The sequence below is a fragment of the uncultured Halopseudomonas sp. genome (assembly GCF_963977355.1).
In the GTDB taxonomy this organism is placed as follows: domain Bacteria; phylum Pseudomonadota; class Gammaproteobacteria; order Pseudomonadales; family Pseudomonadaceae; genus Halopseudomonas.
The window spans coordinates 63,510-78,952 of record NZ_CAXBOV010000006.1 but is presented as its reverse complement, the minus strand read 5'-3'; the positions used below and the strand labels follow the sequence as shown (position 1 = coordinate 78,952).

At 58.3% G+C, this 15,443-nt stretch carries 14 protein-coding genes; 6 read left to right on the top strand and 8 right to left on the bottom strand.

What is annotated here, in order from left to right:
- Nucleotides 1-98: 98 nt before the first annotated feature.
- Entirely contained in the window at nucleotides 99-263 is a 165-nt protein-coding gene (locus AAC076_RS04430) for a DUF1328 domain-containing protein (protein WP_339843190.1), read from the bottom strand.
- A 261-nt stretch (nucleotides 264-524) separates the two neighbouring features.
- Entirely contained in the window at nucleotides 525-1,370 is an 846-nt protein-coding gene (locus tag AAC076_RS04425; RefSeq protein ID WP_339843189.1) for a BON domain-containing protein, read from the bottom strand.
- A 146-nt stretch (nucleotides 1,371-1,516) separates the two neighbouring features.
- Here AAC076_RS04425 and algB point away from each other — a divergent pair, with 146 nt between their 5' ends.
- From algB to AAC076_RS04410, 3 genes are all read left to right on the top strand, one after another.
- Nucleotides 1,517-2,863 carry a sigma-54-dependent response regulator transcription factor AlgB gene (algB, locus tag AAC076_RS04420; protein WP_339843188.1) on the top strand — a complete coding sequence of 449 codons (1,347 nt, stop codon included), beginning with the start codon at nucleotides 1,517-1,519 and terminating at the stop codon, nucleotides 2,861-2,863.
- Nucleotides 2,860-4,635, top strand: coding sequence for an ATP-binding protein (locus AAC076_RS04415; RefSeq protein WP_339843187.1), 1,776 nt, complete (start codon nucleotides 2,860-2,862; stop codon nucleotides 4,633-4,635). Before algB ends, AAC076_RS04415 begins: the two co-directional genes overlap by 4 nt.
- A gap of 147 nt (nucleotides 4,636-4,782) precedes the next feature.
- A complete protein-coding gene (locus AAC076_RS04410) occupies nucleotides 4,783-5,337 on the top strand; it encodes a DUF4136 domain-containing protein (protein ID WP_339843284.1) in 555 nt (184 codons plus the stop codon).
- A gap of 20 nt (nucleotides 5,338-5,357) precedes the next feature.
- Here the strand turns inward: AAC076_RS04410 and AAC076_RS04405 are convergent, their stop codons facing one another.
- Together AAC076_RS04405 and AAC076_RS04400 are read right to left on the bottom strand one after the other, a co-directional pair.
- Nucleotides 5,358-6,848 carry a helicase HerA-like domain-containing protein gene (locus AAC076_RS04405; protein WP_339843186.1) on the bottom strand — a complete coding sequence of 497 codons (1,491 nt, stop codon included), beginning with the start codon at nucleotides 6,846-6,848 and terminating at the stop codon, nucleotides 5,358-5,360.
- 51 nt (nucleotides 6,849-6,899) lie between these two features.
- A complete protein-coding gene (locus tag AAC076_RS04400; RefSeq protein WP_339843185.1) occupies nucleotides 6,900-7,448 on the bottom strand; it encodes a cupin domain-containing protein in 549 nt (182 codons plus the stop codon).
- Nucleotides 7,449-7,590: 142 nt separating this feature from the next.
- Here AAC076_RS04400 and AAC076_RS04395 point away from each other — a divergent pair, with 142 nt between their 5' ends.
- Nucleotides 7,591-9,132 (top strand): bifunctional GNAT family N-acetyltransferase/carbon-nitrogen hydrolase family protein, encoded by a 1,542-nt coding sequence (locus AAC076_RS04395; RefSeq protein ID WP_339843184.1) that lies wholly within the window; start codon nucleotides 7,591-7,593, stop codon nucleotides 9,130-9,132.
- Here the strand turns inward: AAC076_RS04395 and alr are convergent.
- The 3 genes from alr to AAC076_RS04380 all read right to left on the bottom strand — a co-directional run bounded on the left by alr (nucleotide 9,101) and on the right by AAC076_RS04380 (nucleotide 11,897).
- Nucleotides 9,101-10,192: an alanine racemase gene (alr, locus tag AAC076_RS04390; RefSeq protein ID WP_339843183.1), complete on the bottom strand. Its 1,092-nt coding sequence runs from the start codon at nucleotides 10,190-10,192 to the stop codon at nucleotides 9,101-9,103. The two genes, AAC076_RS04395 and alr, sit on opposite strands and share 32 nt — an antisense overlap.
- 72 nt (nucleotides 10,193-10,264) lie before the next feature.
- Entirely contained in the window at nucleotides 10,265-10,624 is a 360-nt protein-coding gene (locus tag AAC076_RS04385; protein WP_339843182.1) for a RidA family protein, read from the bottom strand.
- Nucleotides 10,599-11,897, bottom strand: coding sequence for a D-amino acid dehydrogenase (locus AAC076_RS04380; protein WP_339843181.1), 1,299 nt, complete (start codon nucleotides 11,895-11,897; stop codon nucleotides 10,599-10,601). The genes AAC076_RS04385 and AAC076_RS04380 overlap by 26 nt, the downstream gene beginning before the upstream one ends.
- A gap of 146 nt (nucleotides 11,898-12,043) precedes the next feature.
- Between AAC076_RS04380 and AAC076_RS04375 the strand changes: the two genes are divergently transcribed.
- Nucleotides 12,044-12,538 carry an Lrp/AsnC ligand binding domain-containing protein gene (locus AAC076_RS04375; protein ID WP_339843180.1) on the top strand — a complete coding sequence of 165 codons (495 nt, stop codon included), beginning with the start codon at nucleotides 12,044-12,046 and terminating at the stop codon, nucleotides 12,536-12,538.
- 61 nt (nucleotides 12,539-12,599) lie between these two features.
- Nucleotides 12,600-13,901 carry an FAD-binding oxidoreductase gene (locus AAC076_RS04370; RefSeq protein ID WP_339843179.1) on the top strand — a complete coding sequence of 434 codons (1,302 nt, stop codon included), beginning with the start codon at nucleotides 12,600-12,602 and terminating at the stop codon, nucleotides 13,899-13,901.
- 23 nt (nucleotides 13,902-13,924) lie between these two features.
- Here the strand turns inward: AAC076_RS04370 and AAC076_RS04365 are convergent, their stop codons facing one another.
- Nucleotides 13,925-15,259: a ribonuclease J gene (locus AAC076_RS04365; protein WP_339843178.1), complete on the bottom strand. Its 1,335-nt coding sequence runs from the start codon at nucleotides 15,257-15,259 to the stop codon at nucleotides 13,925-13,927.
- Nucleotides 15,260-15,443: the final 184 nt, after the last annotated feature.

Sequence of the window (15,443 nt, the reverse complement as noted above, 5' to 3'; positions counted from 1 at the left end):
GTCACTGAACAGTTGGTCGCTCGCGACCTGAAATCGTTATGGAAGCAAAAGAACCGCTGCATTGGCAGCGGTTTTTTGCATTTTGTCCGTGATCTGATCTAGACCTTGGGTCGTCGACCCATGACCAGTGACACAACAAACAACACCAGAAACACCAGAAAAAGAATCTTGGCGATCCCTGTTGCTGTTCCGGCAATACCGCCGAATCCAAGCACGGCGGCCACGATGGCGATGATCAGAAAAGTAATGGCCCATCCAAGCATGTCGATATCTCCATATCTCAAGGTTAGAACGAGCTGCCACTGGGTCAGCCCGAAGCTTTGCGCAGGGGTTGCGCAAAATAGGTGCCCTCTGGGCTAGTGACCGATGGTCTTGCCGCCTACTTCTTCCCTGGCATGCTGGTAAAAGCGTTGCCAGTCATGGGTCACGGCGATAGGGGCGTCAAGCTGTTCTGTCGTTGTGCTGATGGTATTCATGTTTGTTCTCCGTACTTGTTATATATGTCCTCCTCTTGATGATTAAGTTCAGGGTGCAATACGTATTTCCCCTGCATCCACGCTTTTCACACCGCGAACATTGCGCGCGGTTTCGACGGCCAGCTCCTTGCTTGCAGCGCTATCGACACGCCCGCCAAGGGTGACCTGGCCATTGCGCGACACCACTGAAATATCCATGCCGTCGAGGTTACGGCTGAAAATCAGGCTGGACTTGACCTTGCTGGTGATCCACGCATCGCTGACTACGTCGGCCGCCTCATCAGCTGCTGCGCTGGCCGCCTGCTGAGCCCGCTCCGCCGTGCCCGCCTGGCCTGTTATTTCTATCTGGTTACGCACTTCCCGCACGCCCTGGGTGTTGCCCGCGAGTCTTTCGGCCAGCTCGCTGGCAGCTTCACTATCGGATTTTCCGCTCAGGGTGACGACATTGTTTTGGGTGGTGACGTCTATATCCAGACCCTGGGTATGACGGTTCCATAACAGCTTGGATTTGATGGTGGCGCTGGTGGTGACGTCATTCAGACTATTGGCGAGGCTGGCACGTTCAGCGTCACTTTGATTGGTATCGGTAGTGACGCTCAGTTGATTGTTGACCTCGTCGACACCCTCGATGCTCAGTGCCACCTGCTCGGCCAGTTCGCGATTTACGCCGTTCTCTACCGTGCCGGTGAGGATTGCCGTGCGGCCCTGCATTTCAACCTGGATACGGTCGGAATTCAGGTGCCGGTTAAGGGCGAATGCGGTGGCTATCGAGCCTTCTGTGCGCGCCTGCGTCACGTCGGCGCGGGGGGTATCCGGAGTCTGGGCAGACACTGGAGCCAGGGCGAAAACGCCAGTGGCCGCTATGGCGCAGGTCAGCATCTTGAGCTTGTGCATTGGGTATCTCCATTGTGAATAAATCAATCTTCAGCTTAGACGAGGAAGGCGCAGCCCGAGTGGATAGGCGTTCGTCCATCAATTCGCCATGCAAATTGCACGGGTGATACACTGGATCAGCGCAATATTTATTTGGAGCGGTAATCATGGAAATGGCAGATCACAATAGCGGACGCATTCTTCTCGTAGACGATGAAGCGGCGATCCTGCGCACCTTCCGCTACTGCCTGGAAGATGAGGGTTACGAGATAGCAACGGCCAGCAACGCGGCCAATGCGGAAACCGTCCTGCGCCAACAGGTATTCGACCTGTGTTTTCTCGATCTGCGACTCGGTGAGGATAGCGGTCTGGAGCTGCTCGCCACCATGCGCACGCAGGCTCCCTGGATGGTGGTGGTAATTGTGACCGCCCACTCGGCTATCGATACCGCAGTGGATGCTATCCAGGCGGGGGCCTCGGATTATCTGGTCAAACCTTGCAGCCCTGACCAGTTGCGCATGAGCGCGGCAAAGCAGCTCAAGGTGCGGCACCTGGCGGCGCGCCTGGAGCTACTTGAAGGCCAGATTGGCCGGTCGGAACACGTGATCGAATCCCATTGTCCCGCCATGATGACGGTGCTGGAAACCGCGCGCCAGGTTGCCATGACGGATGCCAATATCCTTATTCTCGGTGAGTCCGGTACCGGTAAGGGCGAGCTTGCGCGGGCAATGCATCGCTGGAGTCGACGGGCAAAAAAGAACTTCGTGACCATCAACTGTCCTTCATTGAGCGCAGATCTGATGGAAAGCGAGCTGTTCGGACACACCCGCGGGGCCTTTACCGGCGCCAGCGAGAACACGCTGGGCCGGGTCAATCAGGCTGACGGGGGCACGCTGTTTCTCGACGAGATCGGTGACTTCCCCTTGACCCTGCAGCCCAAGCTGCTGCGCTTTATTCAGGACAAGGAATACGAGCGGGTGGGCGATCCGGTTACCCGGCGCGCGGACGTACGTATTCTGGCGGCGACCAATCGCAACCTGCCGGAGATGGTCAGCGCTGGTGAGTTCCGCGAGGATCTTATCTACCGGTTGAACGTCATCACGCTGACCATTCCACCCCTGCGTGATCGCCAGGACGATATCGTGCCCCTGGCCGAGCGCTTTCTGTCGCGCTTCGTGAAGGACTACAGCACACCCGCCAAGGCGCTCAGTGATGAGGCCAAGAAGGCGCTATGGGCTTATCCCTGGCCAGGCAACGTGCGGGAGTTACGCAACGTCATGGAGCGCGCAAGCATTATCTGCTCGGAAAAGCTGGTGGGGGTCAATCATCTTGGTTTTGCCGCGCCGGCGACCACCAATGCGCCACGCATCGGAGCGGATATGAGCCTGGAGGAGCTGGAAAAAGCGCATATTGCCAACGTGCTGGCCAATAGCGAGACGCTTGATCAGGCTGCCCGGACCCTGGGCATCGACGCGTCGACCTTGTATCGCAAGCGCAAGCAGTTGGCCTTGTGAATTTACGCAGCCGACTATTCCTCGGTATCAGCGGGCTGGTTGCGGTCGCGCTTCTGGGACTCGTCCTTGGTCTTTATGGTGTACTCCATCTGACCCAGACCCAGAATGACGCGATGACCAAGGATCTCGGGATCATCGAGGCCAGCCAGGGTCTGGGGCATGAGCTCAACAAACAACTCGCCCTGCTGATCGCCGGGAAATTCGACCGTAGCACTCTGAAGGCGTCGGATGAGGCCTTCCAGCGTTGGTTAGTGGCTGCCACAGCAAACGCAACTTATCAGAGTGATCGCGATGCGGTGGAGTCGATCCGGCGTGACTACACCACGTTCAAACAGATGCTTGACCGATCCTCTGCGCTGCGCAGTGAGTTATTGCAGAACAATGAATTCAGTGCCGCGATCCTGGCCATGCGCGATCGTATCAGCTTGGTGCAGGCGAGCTATATTGATCATGCCCAACGCATGGCTACCTCTACTCAGGAGCGTGCCACGCTGATCGCTACACTACTGGGCCTGGTTATCCTGGCTATGTTGCTTATAGGCCTGATTACCGCGAACAGCATCGCCCAACGTGTCGGCCGCCCGATTGAGGCCCTAGCCAGGGCGGCAGACAGAATAGGTCGAGGTGATTTTCAGGTCATGCTTCCCACTTCACCCATTGCTGAACTGGGTGTCCTGAGCAGCCGATTCGGATTGATGGCTGACTCCCTGCAGGAGTTCAAGAACAGTGATCTGGCCGCATTACAGGCCGAGCGCCAGCGTCTGCAGGCGGTGCTCGACAGCATGGATGGGGGTCTGCTGATCTTCAATTGTGAAGCCGAGCTTGAGCACATCAATCCTGTGGCACGCCGCCAACTGGGTTGTGATGAATCTGATCTGGGCCGGCGTCTCGGCGAGGTGCTTGATTACCCTGAACTTGATGAACAGCTGGCGCGTGTAGCCAGCGGACAGACACATGAGGAGGGCGAGCAGGATTTGCAAGTGGTCGCTGGGGGCGAAACACGGGTGTTGAGTTATAGCCTGTCCTCGGTCAGCAATGATGAAAGCCAGGTAATCTGTGCTGTGATGGTATTACGTGATGTCACGACCCAGCGGGCTTTCGAGCGAGTACGCAGCGAGTTTGTACTGAGAGCCTCCCATGAGTTGCGAACGCCTGTGGCCGGTATGCACATGGCCTTCGCCCTCTTGAGGGAGCGCCTCAAGCTTCCGGCGGAAAGCCGCGAGGCAGAACTGGCTCAGACTGTAGATGAGGAAATGCGCAGGCTGGTGTGCCTGATCAATGATTTGTTGAATTTTTCGCGTTACCAGAGCGGCCTGCAAAAAATCGAACCCAGTGTCTGCGATATTCAATCGCTCCTGACGCAGTCCCATCAGCGCTTCGCCGGTCAGGCTCAGGATCAGGAGGTCGATCTGCAGCTAGAGATCAAGGGTCAGTTACCCGATCTGGAGCTGGATCAATTAAAGATCAGTCGAGTCCTGGATAACCTCATTGGCAATGCGTTGCGGCATACCAGCCCTGGGGGGCACATCAAGTTGAAGGCGGTGCGCAAGGGCGGTCGATTGATGATTCACGTTGAGGACAACGGCGAGGGTATATCCCGCACACAGCAGTCCAGGGTCTTCGAGCCTTTCGCCCAGGTAAGCAACAAGCGCGGCGGCGTCGGTCTGGGTCTTGCCCTGTGCAAGGAAATTGTGCAGCTGCATGGAGGCATCATCGGCATGGATTCAACCCCGGGCAAGGGCACCCGGGTGAGCATTTCCCTGCCAATCTAGGACAGTTTCATCCGGGAGCAGGATGGGTGCGCTCAAATCCCGGTGCGCGAACCATTCACCGAGATCCGAGTCCAACCTTCAGGCTGTTCAAACGAGGAAATGTCCATGCAATCCATGCAAGTACTCACTTCACGACCCTTGCCGCTTATCCTCCGCCAAACCCTTCTTGCAGGCTGCTCACTGTTGTTGGTGGCGTGCCAGAGCGCACCGGTGGAGCGTGACTACGATACCAGTCGTGACTTCACTCAATACCGGACCTGGAGCTGGATGGAGCCCGCCGTTACCTTTACCCCGCAAAATGATCCTCGGGTAAGCAGTGATCTGACCAGTCAGCGTATTCGCCAGGCGGTCAGTGAGACGCTGGAGGCCAGGGGGCTGCGCTCGGCTGAAGAGGCTGATCTGGAAGTTCAGGTTGCGGTCATCAGCGAGGTGGAAGAGGATCAGGTAACTACAACGTTTGGCGGTTCTATCGGCTATTGGGGCTGGGGTTGGGGTGGAGGCCCCGCTTATACCCAATCTCGCTCGGTGGATTACCAGGTGCTGACATTGCAGGTCGATCTGCGCGATGCCAAGGACGGCCAGCTGGTATGGCGTGGTAGCGATCAGCAGGAGTTGTGGGATACCGCGCAGCCCCCGGCAGAACGGGAGCAGCAGATTCGCGACATGGTCAATCAGATTCTGACCGCTTACCCACCCTACTGATCCGCTATTTCGCAGCCGGGTTAGCGACCCTTCAGTGATCCGAGCAGGCCACGCACGATGGCCCTGCCTAGCTGACTACCCAGGGTGCGCATGGCACTCTTGCCTACTGCACCGGCCATGCTTTCCAGTCCCGACTTGCTTCGGGAGCGGCTGGGTCGCTGCTCCTTATGGGCTTCCTGCTGGGTTCGGGTCTTGGCAGTTTCTTCCGACAATGCCTTCTTGGTCTGGCGCAATAGGATCTCATAGGCTGAGTCGCGGTCAAGCTCCTGATCGTAAACCCCTGCCAAAAACGAGTCGCTGAGCAGGCTGCGGCGTTGCTCATCGGTGATGGGTCCCATCTGGCTGGCGGGTGGACGGACCATGACCTTCTCTACTGGAGTGGGTACGCCCTTCTCGTCCAGAACCGATACCAGCGCCTCGCCAACGCCGAGTTCGGTGATTACCTGTTCGGTATCCAGGCCCGGGTTGGCCCTGAAGGTTTGCGCCGCACTGCGCACCGCTTTCTGATCGCGTGGGGTGAACGCGCGCAGTGCATGCTGAACGCGGTTGCCAAGCTGACCCAGGATCGCCTCGGGAACATCCAGCGGGCTCTGTGTAATGAAGTACACGCCGACGCCCTTGGAGCGAATCAACCGGACAACCTGCTCGATCCTGTCTGTCAGACTCTTGGGCGTGTCCTTGAATAACAGATGCGCCTCGTCAAAAAACAGCACAAAGCGTGGCTTGTCGGCATCGCCCCTCTCAGGCAACTGCTCGAAGAGTGACGACAGCAACCACAGCAGGATGCTCGAGTAGGCAAGGGGCGTGTCCCGATACAGGCGTGCAGCGTGCAGGATATTTACCACGCCTCGCCCCTGATCGTCGGTCTGCAGGAAGTCCTCCAGAGTCACCGCTGGCTCGCCAAACAGACGCTCGCCACCTTGACCCTCAAGGTTGAGCAATGAACGTTGAATCGCGCCAATACTGGCCGGAGAAATGTTGCCGTAGCGCGGGCCGATCTCCCCACGATGCTGGTTTATATGCGACAGCATTGCACGCAGATCCTTGAGATCCAGCAGCAACCAGCCGTTGTCGTCGGCCACCCGAAAGAGAATCTGCAGAACACCCGTCTGGGTCTCGTTAAGGTTGAGCAGGCGGGCCAGCATGACCGGACCAAAATCAGCCATGGTCAGACGCAGGGGGTGACCGTGCTCGCCATAGACATCCCAGAACACCGTGGGCGCGCCACGCATCTGCAGATCATCGAGGCCGACCTTTGCGGCGCGCTTGGCCAGCTTTTCACCCATGGTTCCAGGCATTGCAATGCCGGAAAAGTCACCCTTGATATCGGGTACCAGCACAGGCACCCCGAGATCGGAAAACCCCTGGGCAAGCACCTGCAGTGTGATGGTTTTACCAGTGCCGGTCGCACCAGCAATCAGGCCATGGCGATTGGCCATTTTCGGGCTGATAGCAACCGAGCGTTCGGTACTGGCTCCGATGAGTAGTTCAGGGGTGGCGTTGCCGGTCATGTATCTGCCTCTGATGGCGGGATGGGTCTGCATTACCAGCTCGGCTGGCGGCTAGAAATTAGCCGGTGTGGTCGCACTGACCAGTACGCAGGCTACCTCGAAGGGATTGCGGAAGCGATGCGGCTGGCTGCTGTCGAAATAGTAGCTGTCACCAGTATCGAGTACATAGATTTCGCTGCCTACCGTGACCTCCAGCTGACCGGCCACTACGGTGCCAGCCTCTTCCCCCTCGTGGTTGAGCATATCCGGACCGGTATCGGAGCCGGGTGGATAGATCTCATTAAGAAACGAAAAAGCCCGATTGGGATGACCTTTGCCAACCAGTTTCATGGTGACTTCGCCCGAGCCGATATCCAGAAGTTCATCGGCGCGATAGATCACCTTGCGAGGGCTGTCCTCGTCCACCTCAAGGGAAAAGAAATCCACCAGGGACATAGGAATACCTGACAGCACCTTTTTCAGGGAGCTGACCGAGGGGCTGACGCTATTCTTCTCGATCATGGAGATGGTGCTGTTGGTGACTCCGGCTCGTTTTGCCAGTTCACGCTGAGACAGGCCCTTGAGCTTGCGAATTGTTTTTAGGCGGGCACCTACGTCCAATAGCGAATCCTCCGGAAAATCAGGGTGGTAAAAAATGAACTAAATCATTGCATGACTGTTCAGAATTTACAACGGAACCAAGGGGATGCTTGAACACCTGTTATGATGATTTCAATCAAAAATGAGAAGAGAGGCACACAATATGGATCTTGAAGACCTGCATTTGACCCTGCGGACGCTGAAACCCAGCGACTACCCGCAGCTCAAGGTATTAATGGACAAGGTCTACGATGACATCGGTGGTGCCTGGCCGAAAAAGACTATTACCCAGTTGATCAAAGATTTTCCTGATGGCCAGTTGGCCATTGTTGATGGCAAGAAACTGATCGGTGTCGCGCTCAGTGTCATGGTCGATTACGACGTTTTTTCCGACCCGCACAAGTACGCCGATCTGATTGGTCAGACAGAGATCATCCCGAACAAGGATGACGGCGATGCAATCTACGGCCTGGATGTACTGATTGATCCGGAATATCGGGGTCACCGCCTGGGCCGCCGGTTGTATGAGGCGCGCAAGGAGCTGTGCCGTTCGCGCAATCTGCAGGCGATCCTGGCTGGAGGCCGGATACCGGGTTACCACGAACACGCCGATGAGTTGAAACCGACCGAATACATCGAGGCCGTGGACCGCAAGGAGATCCATGACCCGATTCTCTCCTTCCAGTTGGCCAATGACTTTCAGGTCAAGCGTCTGATGCGTCGCTACCTGCCCGAGGACAAGAAATCCATGGGCTACGCCACGCTGCTGGAGTGGAGCAACATACTCTATGAACCCGAAGAGCGATTGCTGCAGACCAATCGGAACCAGGTTCGGGTGGGCGCTGTGCAGTGGCAAATGCGCCGTTTCGCTTCGGTGGAGGCGGTACTCGAGCAGGTGGAATATTTCGTCGATGCTTTGTCGGATTACCAGAGTGACTTTGCGGTGTTTCCCGAGCTGTTCAATGCACCATTGATGGGGCTGCGCAATCAGACCGACGATATCGAAGCCATTCGCTTCCTGAGTAGTTTTACCGAACGCTTTCGCACCGAGATGCTGCTTATGGCGGTCAGCTACAACATCAATATCATTGCCGGCTCAATGATCGAGGAAGGTGAAGATGGCCGCCTGTATAACGTGGCCTATCTGCTGCGCCGGGACGGTACCGAAGAACGCCAGGCCAAGCTGCACATTACGCCCCAGGAGCGTCGTGACTGGGTTATAGAAGGGGGCGATGACCTCGCCGTGTTCGAGACTGACGCAGGGCGAGTAGGTATTCTGATCTGCTACGACGTGGAGTTTCCCGAGCTGGGCCGCCTGCTGGCGGATCAGGATATGGATCTGCTGTTTGTGCCCTTCTGGACCGATACCAAGAACGGTTATCAGCGGGTGCGCCATTGCGCCCATGCACGGGCAATCGAGAACGAGTGTTACGTCGTGCTGTGCGGCAGTGTGGGCAACGTGCCCTCCATTGAAAATCTGGGGATTCAGTACGCACAGTCAGCAGTATTTTCGCCGTCGGACTTTCCCTTCCCCCACGATGCGGTGCTGAACGAAACCACGCCAAATACCGAGATGATTTTCTTCTCGGATCTGGACTACACCCGGTTGAAACTGGTGCGCAACGAAGGCTCTGTTACCAACCTCAAGGATCGGCGTACCGACCTGTTCAGCCTCAAGTGGCGGAAGCAGAAAAAGAAGAAGTGAAACGTCGTGGTACGCGGTTGAGGTTGCAAAAAAGCTGATAGGCAATGGTGCCGGCGTGAGCCGCCACCTCGCTTGCATTGAGCCCCGTACCCCAGAGCCGCACTTGGCTACCCAGTCCGCAGTCTGGTAGGTCGGTCAGATCCACGGTCAGCATGTCCATGGATACCCGACCGATCAATTGGCTGCGCTGGCCTTCGACCAGCACTGGTGTGCCGTCCGGAGCGTGTCGCGGATAGCCGTCCGCATAGCCCATGGCGACCACACCTACGCGAGTCGCCCGCGACGTGACAAAGCGCGAGCCGTAACCGACAGGCTCGCCGGCTGGCAGATCCCGCACCGCAATGACCTTTGACTGCAACTGCATGACCGGCTTAAGGAGGTCGGCATGCCCCTGCGGAAAGCCGAAAGGGGTGGCGCCGTAGAGCATTATGCCCGGGCGCAGCCAGTCGTTATGCGCCTGCGGCCAGGCCAGTATCCCTGGAGAATTACATAGGCTGGCGGGTCCTACCAGACCTGAGGTTGCGCGGGTAAAGATTGCCATCTGCTCTTCAGTGCGGCCTGTATCCGGCTCGTCTGCACGTGAAAAATGGCTGATCTTGGTCAGGCTGGCTACCTGTGCGCTTGCCTCCAGCTGTCGCCAGACTGTTGGATATACCTCTGGAGCAAAGCCGACCCGGTGCATGCCGCTGTCGAGCTTGAGCCAGATATGCAGCGGCTGGCTTAGCTGCGCCTCGAGCAAATCGGTCACCTGCCATTGCTCGTGAACCACAGCCCAGAGCTGGTGTTCGGCAATCAGCGGCAATTCACTGGCTTCAAACCAGCCCTCGAGCAGCAGAATCGGTTGGGTGATACCCGCCGTGCGCAGCTCCAATGCCTCCTCGATGCAGGCTACGGCAAAGGCGTCGGCCTCGGCTGCCAGGGCGTTGGCGCATTCCACGGCACCGTGGCCGTAGGCGTTTGCTTTGATCACCGCGAAGGCACGGGCGCCCGAAAGGCTCTTGGCGAGCCGATAGTTGTGCCGCAGGGCGTCGAGATCGATAAGGGCGTGGGCAGGGCGCATAGGAGGCTTCTTGTCAGCGGTCGCGGGGCCGGCAAGCCCCGCTAAATGCGTAGATTATCAGACCTGTGCACCTTACGGCACGGCCGCAATGACGGACATCTCGACCAGAATCTCCGGCTCACAGAGCTTGGCCTCGACGGTCGCCCGCGCTGGCGCCGTGCCCGCTGGCAACCACTGGTCCCAGGCGCTGTTCATTGCCTCGAAGTCAGCGTCGATGTCCTTCAGGTAGATAGTTACCGAGAGAATCCGGGTCTTCTCGGTACCGGCCTCAGCCAGCAGTTTCTCGATTTCGCCGAAGGTGCTCAGGGTCTGTGCGCCGGCATCCTTTGCCAGGTCATCATCGGCTGCAACCTGGCCCGCCAGGTACAGGGTGTTCTGATGGATGACAATCTGGCTCATGCGCTGATTAGTGTGCAGACGCTGTATCGACATGTCGGCGAATCTCCCTGTTGGGGGTGTAACGGAAAAGGCCCAGCCCTTCGGTGCTGATGGCCGGTGTGCGTGCGCTGACCAGATCTGCCAGCAATTGGCCGGAGCCGCAGGACATGGTCCAGCCCAGTGTGCCATGCCCGCTGTTGAGAAACAGGTTCCGCCGTGAGGATGCGCCGATGATCGGTGTGCCATCGGGCGTCATTGGACGGAAGCCGGTCCAGAACGTGGCTTCCTCAAGGCGACCGCCACCGGGGAACAGGTCCTTGACGACCATCTCCAGCGTGGCCCGTCGCTTGACCTGCAGGCTGGCATCAAAGCCGGTCAGTTCTGCCATGCCGCCTACGCGGATGCGGCCGGCGAACCGGGTCATGGCTACCTTGTAGGTTTCATCCATTACGGTGGAGACCGGCGCTTTGGCGTCGTCGGCTACCGGCAAGGTCAGGGAATAGCCTTTGACCGGATACACCGGGAGCGCAATGTTCAGCGGCTTGAGCAGCTGTGGCGCATAGCTGCCAAGGGCCAGCACGTAACTATCAGCGCGCATGATGCCCTGCTCGGTCGCCACGCCGGTGATCCGCTCGCCATCGTCGAGTAGCCGGGTAATCGTGCAGTCGAAATGGAAGGTGACGCCCAGCTCCCGGCATTTGTCTGCCAGGCGTGTGGTAAACAGGTGGCAGTCGCCGGTCTCGTCGTTGGGTAGCAACAACCCTCCGACGATCTTGTGGGCGCTGGTCGCCAGTCCGGGCTCGTGGGCAACACAGCCTGCCCGGTCGAGCAGTTGATACGGCACGCCACAGGTTTCCAGTACCTGGATGTCCTTGGCTACCGCGTCCAGTTGCTGCTGGGTGCGAAACAGCTGAAGAGTGCCCTGCTCACGGTGTTCGTACTCCACGCCGGTATCGCGGCGCAGTTGCACCAAACAGTCGCGGCTGTATTCGGCCAGGCGCATCATCCGGCCTTTGTTGACCGTATAGCGGGCCTGGGTGCAGTTGCCCAGCATCTGCATCATCCAGCGGTACTGGTGTGGGTCTGCGGTGGGGCTGATGGCCAGGGGGGCATGTTTGGCGATCATCCATTTCAGGGCCTTGACCGGTACGCCGGGGGCGGCCCACGGGGAGGAGTAACCGGGGGAGATCATGCCCGCGTTGCCGAAACTGGTTTCCAGGCCCGCACCCGGTTGGCGATCAATCACCGTGACCTGGTGCCCGGCGCGCGCCAGATACCAGGCGCTGGTGACCCCGATAACACCGCTACCCAGAACCATTACGTGCATGCCTGCCTCCTGTCCCGCCGTCAAATAGTCATTGTCCTGATGGACGATATTGCTATTCTAAAAGCATGAACCTGCAGGCTTGGTTTGAATAATCAGCGATGTGCAGAGTAATTTCCTGAGTAATGCCGTAATAACAGGAGTTAATGTTGAAAACCCGTAGAGCCTCCAGTCGTGAGCTGGACAAGATCGACCGGCACATCCTTCGGCTGCTGCAAAGCGAGGGCCGCATGTCCTATGTAGATCTCGGTGAGCGGGTCGGTTTGTCCACCACGCCCTGCATGGAGCGGGTCAAGCGGCTTGAGCGGGAAAAATTCATTCTCGGTTATGGCGCCCGCCTCAACCCGCAAAAACTCGAAGCGAGTTTGCTGGTGTTCGTCGAGATCAGCCTTTCTTCCAAGTCGGCGGATATTTTCGATGAGTTTCGCCGGGCTGCGATCAAATTGCCCCATGTGCTGGAGTGCCACCTTGTGTCAGGTGACTTCGACTATCTGATCAAGGCGAGGATTTCCGAGATGGCGTCCTATCGCAAGCTGCTGGGTGACATCCTGCTCAAGCTGCCCGGCGTGCGCGAATCCAAGAGCTATATCGTCATGGAAGAGCTCAAGGAGAGTCTGGCAATCCCTGTACCTGAAGCCGATTAATGTTTATGCTAGTGTCAATTTTAATTTACATTATTTCGTAATATATCAAACGGACGCCGCCATGCTCGCCCATTCGCCGCAACTCACGCCTGCTCCTTCCTGGTACCGCGCCACCACCAATGTCGATCTGACCTGTCCGCCACTCGCCGGTGCGGTGGAGGCGGATGTCTGTATCGTCGGTGGCGGCTATACCGGCATCAATACCGCGATTGAACTGGCCGAGCGAGGCCTCAGCGTGGTGCTGTTGGAGGCCAGCCATATCGGTTGGGGCGCCAGTGGGCGCAATGGAGGCCAGCTGATTCGCGGGGTTGGCCACGGTCTCGAACAGTTCACCAATACGATCGGTGAAGAGGGTGTGCGCGACCTCAAGCTGATGGGCCTTGAAGCCGTTCAGTTGGTCAAGCGACGGGTCGAGCAATATGCCATTGATTGCAACCTGGTCTGGGGCTATTGCGATCTGGCCAACAAGGCCCGCCACATGGATGACTTTCAGGCGGAAAAGGAAGAGCTCCAGGACCTGGGCTATGAGCATGAGATGCGCCTGATTGCCCGGGAGGATATTGGCCAGGTGGTCAACTCTGATTTCTATCTGGGCGGCATGACGGACATGGGTTCGGGACATTTGCACCCGCTCAACCTGTTGCTGGGTGAGGCGGCGGCTGCCCAGCGGCTGGGTGTGCAGCTGTGCGAAAACTCCCGTGTGGTGCGGATCGAGCATGGGCCCCGGGTCAAGGTCCATACCGCCAACGGTAGCGTCAGTGCAGGCCAGTTGGTACTGGCCGGCAACGCCTACCTCGGCGACCTGCAGCCGCAACTGAGTGGCAAGGTGCTGCCCGCGGGCAGTTACGTGATTGCCACCGAGCCCCTGGGCGAAGAGTTGGCCCGCAGTCTGATACCTCAGAATATGGCCCTGTGCGACCAGCGCGTGGCCCTGGACTATTATCGTCTGTCTGCTGATAACCGACTGATTTTCGGCGGCGCCTGTCACTACTCCGGGCGTGACCCCAAAGACATCGCAGGCTATATGCGGCCGAAAATGCTGCGGGTTTTTCCGCAGTTGGCCAATACCCGGGTCGAATTCCAGTGGGGTGGGATGATTGGCATCGGAGCCAATCGCTTACCGCAGGTCGGCAAGCTCGCCGATCACCCCAACGTTTTCTACGCTCAAGCCTATGCCGGCCACGGTATCAACTGCACCCATCTGGCCGCCAAGCTGCTTGGAGAAGCGGTTAGCGGCCAGGCCAGCCGTGGCTTCGAACTGTTTGACCGGATACCGCATATGACCTTCCCGGGCGGAAAGCATTTGCGGGCGCCGTTGCTGGCGCTGGGTATGGCCTGGGAGCAGATGAAAGAGGTTTTCTGATTCTGCCAGTGGGCACAACCGGTCTACTGTTGAATCTCTACCAGGCCCCAGGGCAGCGTACCGATCTTGCGTGGCTGACCACTCAGGTCGATCAGGTCCCCGTTGGAGGGCAAAATGCCCTGCAGTCCCAGGCTTCGGCCAAAATCGAGATGGGCCTGCTGATGATAGTGTTCACCGTGCACGGGCAACAGGTAGCGTGCTTTCAGCCAATCATATAGTTGACGCAGGTCTTCCTGGGGCGGATGGCCTGAGGCATGAATCGGCGCCATCTCGTCGTCGATCACAATCACCCCCTGGGCCTTCAGGCCTGCCTTGATACGGGCCAGCGCCTCTTCGTTGCCGGGGATCAGGCGTGAAGAGAACAGGACCGTATCGCCTGCTTCCAAACTCAAGTGGGGGTGATTGCCACTGGCCAGTCTGCCGAGGGCTGCCGCAGGCTCTCCCTGGCTGCCGGTGCAGATCCACAGTTGTTGTTCGCGGGGCAGGTAACCCAACTCCCATGGCGAAATAAAACCGGGCCGGGTTTCCAAATACCGTTCGGCCCGTCCGGCTGCTTGCATGGTAAGCAGGCTGCGACCCAGCAGTGCGGCATAGCGTCCGGCGTCGAAGGCAATTTCAGTCAGGCTCTGCAGGCGGGCGAGATTGCTGGCGAAACAGGTGACTATGACGCGTTGACTGCAGGGTCTGATCGCATCCTGCAGCCCGTTCTGCACCTCGGCCTCGGAGCGGCTAGCACCCCTATTGGGCGCGTTGGTGGAGTCGCCGACGATTACGTCCACGCCCTCACGACCGATGGCCTGCAACCGACCCTGGGCAGTGAGCTCTCCGACCACCGGCTTGGAGTCGAGCTTCCAGTCGCCACTGTGGTAGAGACGTTTGCCCGCCACGTCAAGAACGATGGCGTTGGACTCGGGGATCGAATGGGTGACCGGTATCCACTCAGCCTGAAAGGCGCCGATACCGACCGGTTGCAGTGGCTTGATTTCGTGCAGACGCGGCCATTTTTGTTTCGGGTCGAGCTTGTTGCGAATCAACCGGGCAGTGAACCGGGTGGCATACAGGGGGCAGTCGAGCTTTTGCCAGAGGTGGGCAACAGCGCCGATGTGATCTTCATGACCATGGGTAATCAACAATGCAGACAACTTGATGTCGTGCTGCTCGAGCGCTGCCAGGCTAGGCACCGAGACCATATTGTTGCCCCCGGGCGCAGCCGAAAGCGCAAAACCACAGTCCACTGCTATCCATTGGCCGCAGGAGCCGAACAGGTAGAAGTTGGCGCCGAACATTCCGGCCCCACCCAGTGCCAGAAAGAATGGACCGGGCTGACGATGCAGTTGGTCAAAGGTGGGGCTGGGCATTGATTCCTCCGCTGGGACATATGCATTGAGCTTAACAGCCCCGGGCGATGGCAGGCCAGCAAAGGGCCGCGCGATTGCGGCAGGATTTTTCAGGTAAGGGCCAGCCATCGGGATCACCGCTCCGGTGATAGGCAAAGAATCCGCTTCTTCCCATGGCCAATATTTCTCAGAGGCAGCACTCTTA

Coding starts and splice junctions, on each gene's coding strand:
- AAC076_RS04430 (WP_339843190.1), bottom strand. CDS start 263: ATGCTTGGATGGGCCATTACTTTTCTGATCATCGCCATCGTGGCCGCC.
- AAC076_RS04425 (WP_339843189.1), bottom strand. CDS start 1,370: ATGCACAAGCTCAAGATGCTGACCTGCGCCATAGCGGCCACTGGCGTT.
- algB (WP_339843188.1), top strand. CDS start 1,517: ATGGAAATGGCAGATCACAATAGCGGACGCATTCTTCTCGTAGACGAT.
- AAC076_RS04405 (WP_339843186.1), bottom strand. CDS start 6,848: ATGACCGGCAACGCCACCCCTGAACTACTCATCGGAGCCAGTACCGAA.
- AAC076_RS04395 (WP_339843184.1), top strand. CDS start 7,591: ATGGATCTTGAAGACCTGCATTTGACCCTGCGGACGCTGAAACCCAGC.
- alr (WP_339843183.1), bottom strand. CDS start 10,192: ATGCGCCCTGCCCACGCCCTTATCGATCTCGACGCCCTGCGGCACAAC.
- AAC076_RS04385 (WP_339843182.1), bottom strand. CDS start 10,624: ATGTCGATACAGCGTCTGCACACTAATCAGCGCATGAGCCAGATTGTC.
- AAC076_RS04380 (WP_339843181.1), bottom strand. CDS start 11,897: ATGCACGTAATGGTTCTGGGTAGCGGTGTTATCGGGGTCACCAGCGCC.
- AAC076_RS04370 (WP_339843179.1), top strand. CDS start 12,600: ATGCTCGCCCATTCGCCGCAACTCACGCCTGCTCCTTCCTGGTACCGC.
- AAC076_RS04365 (WP_339843178.1), bottom strand. CDS start 15,259: ATGCCCAGCCCCACCTTTGACCAACTGCATCGTCAGCCCGGTCCATTC.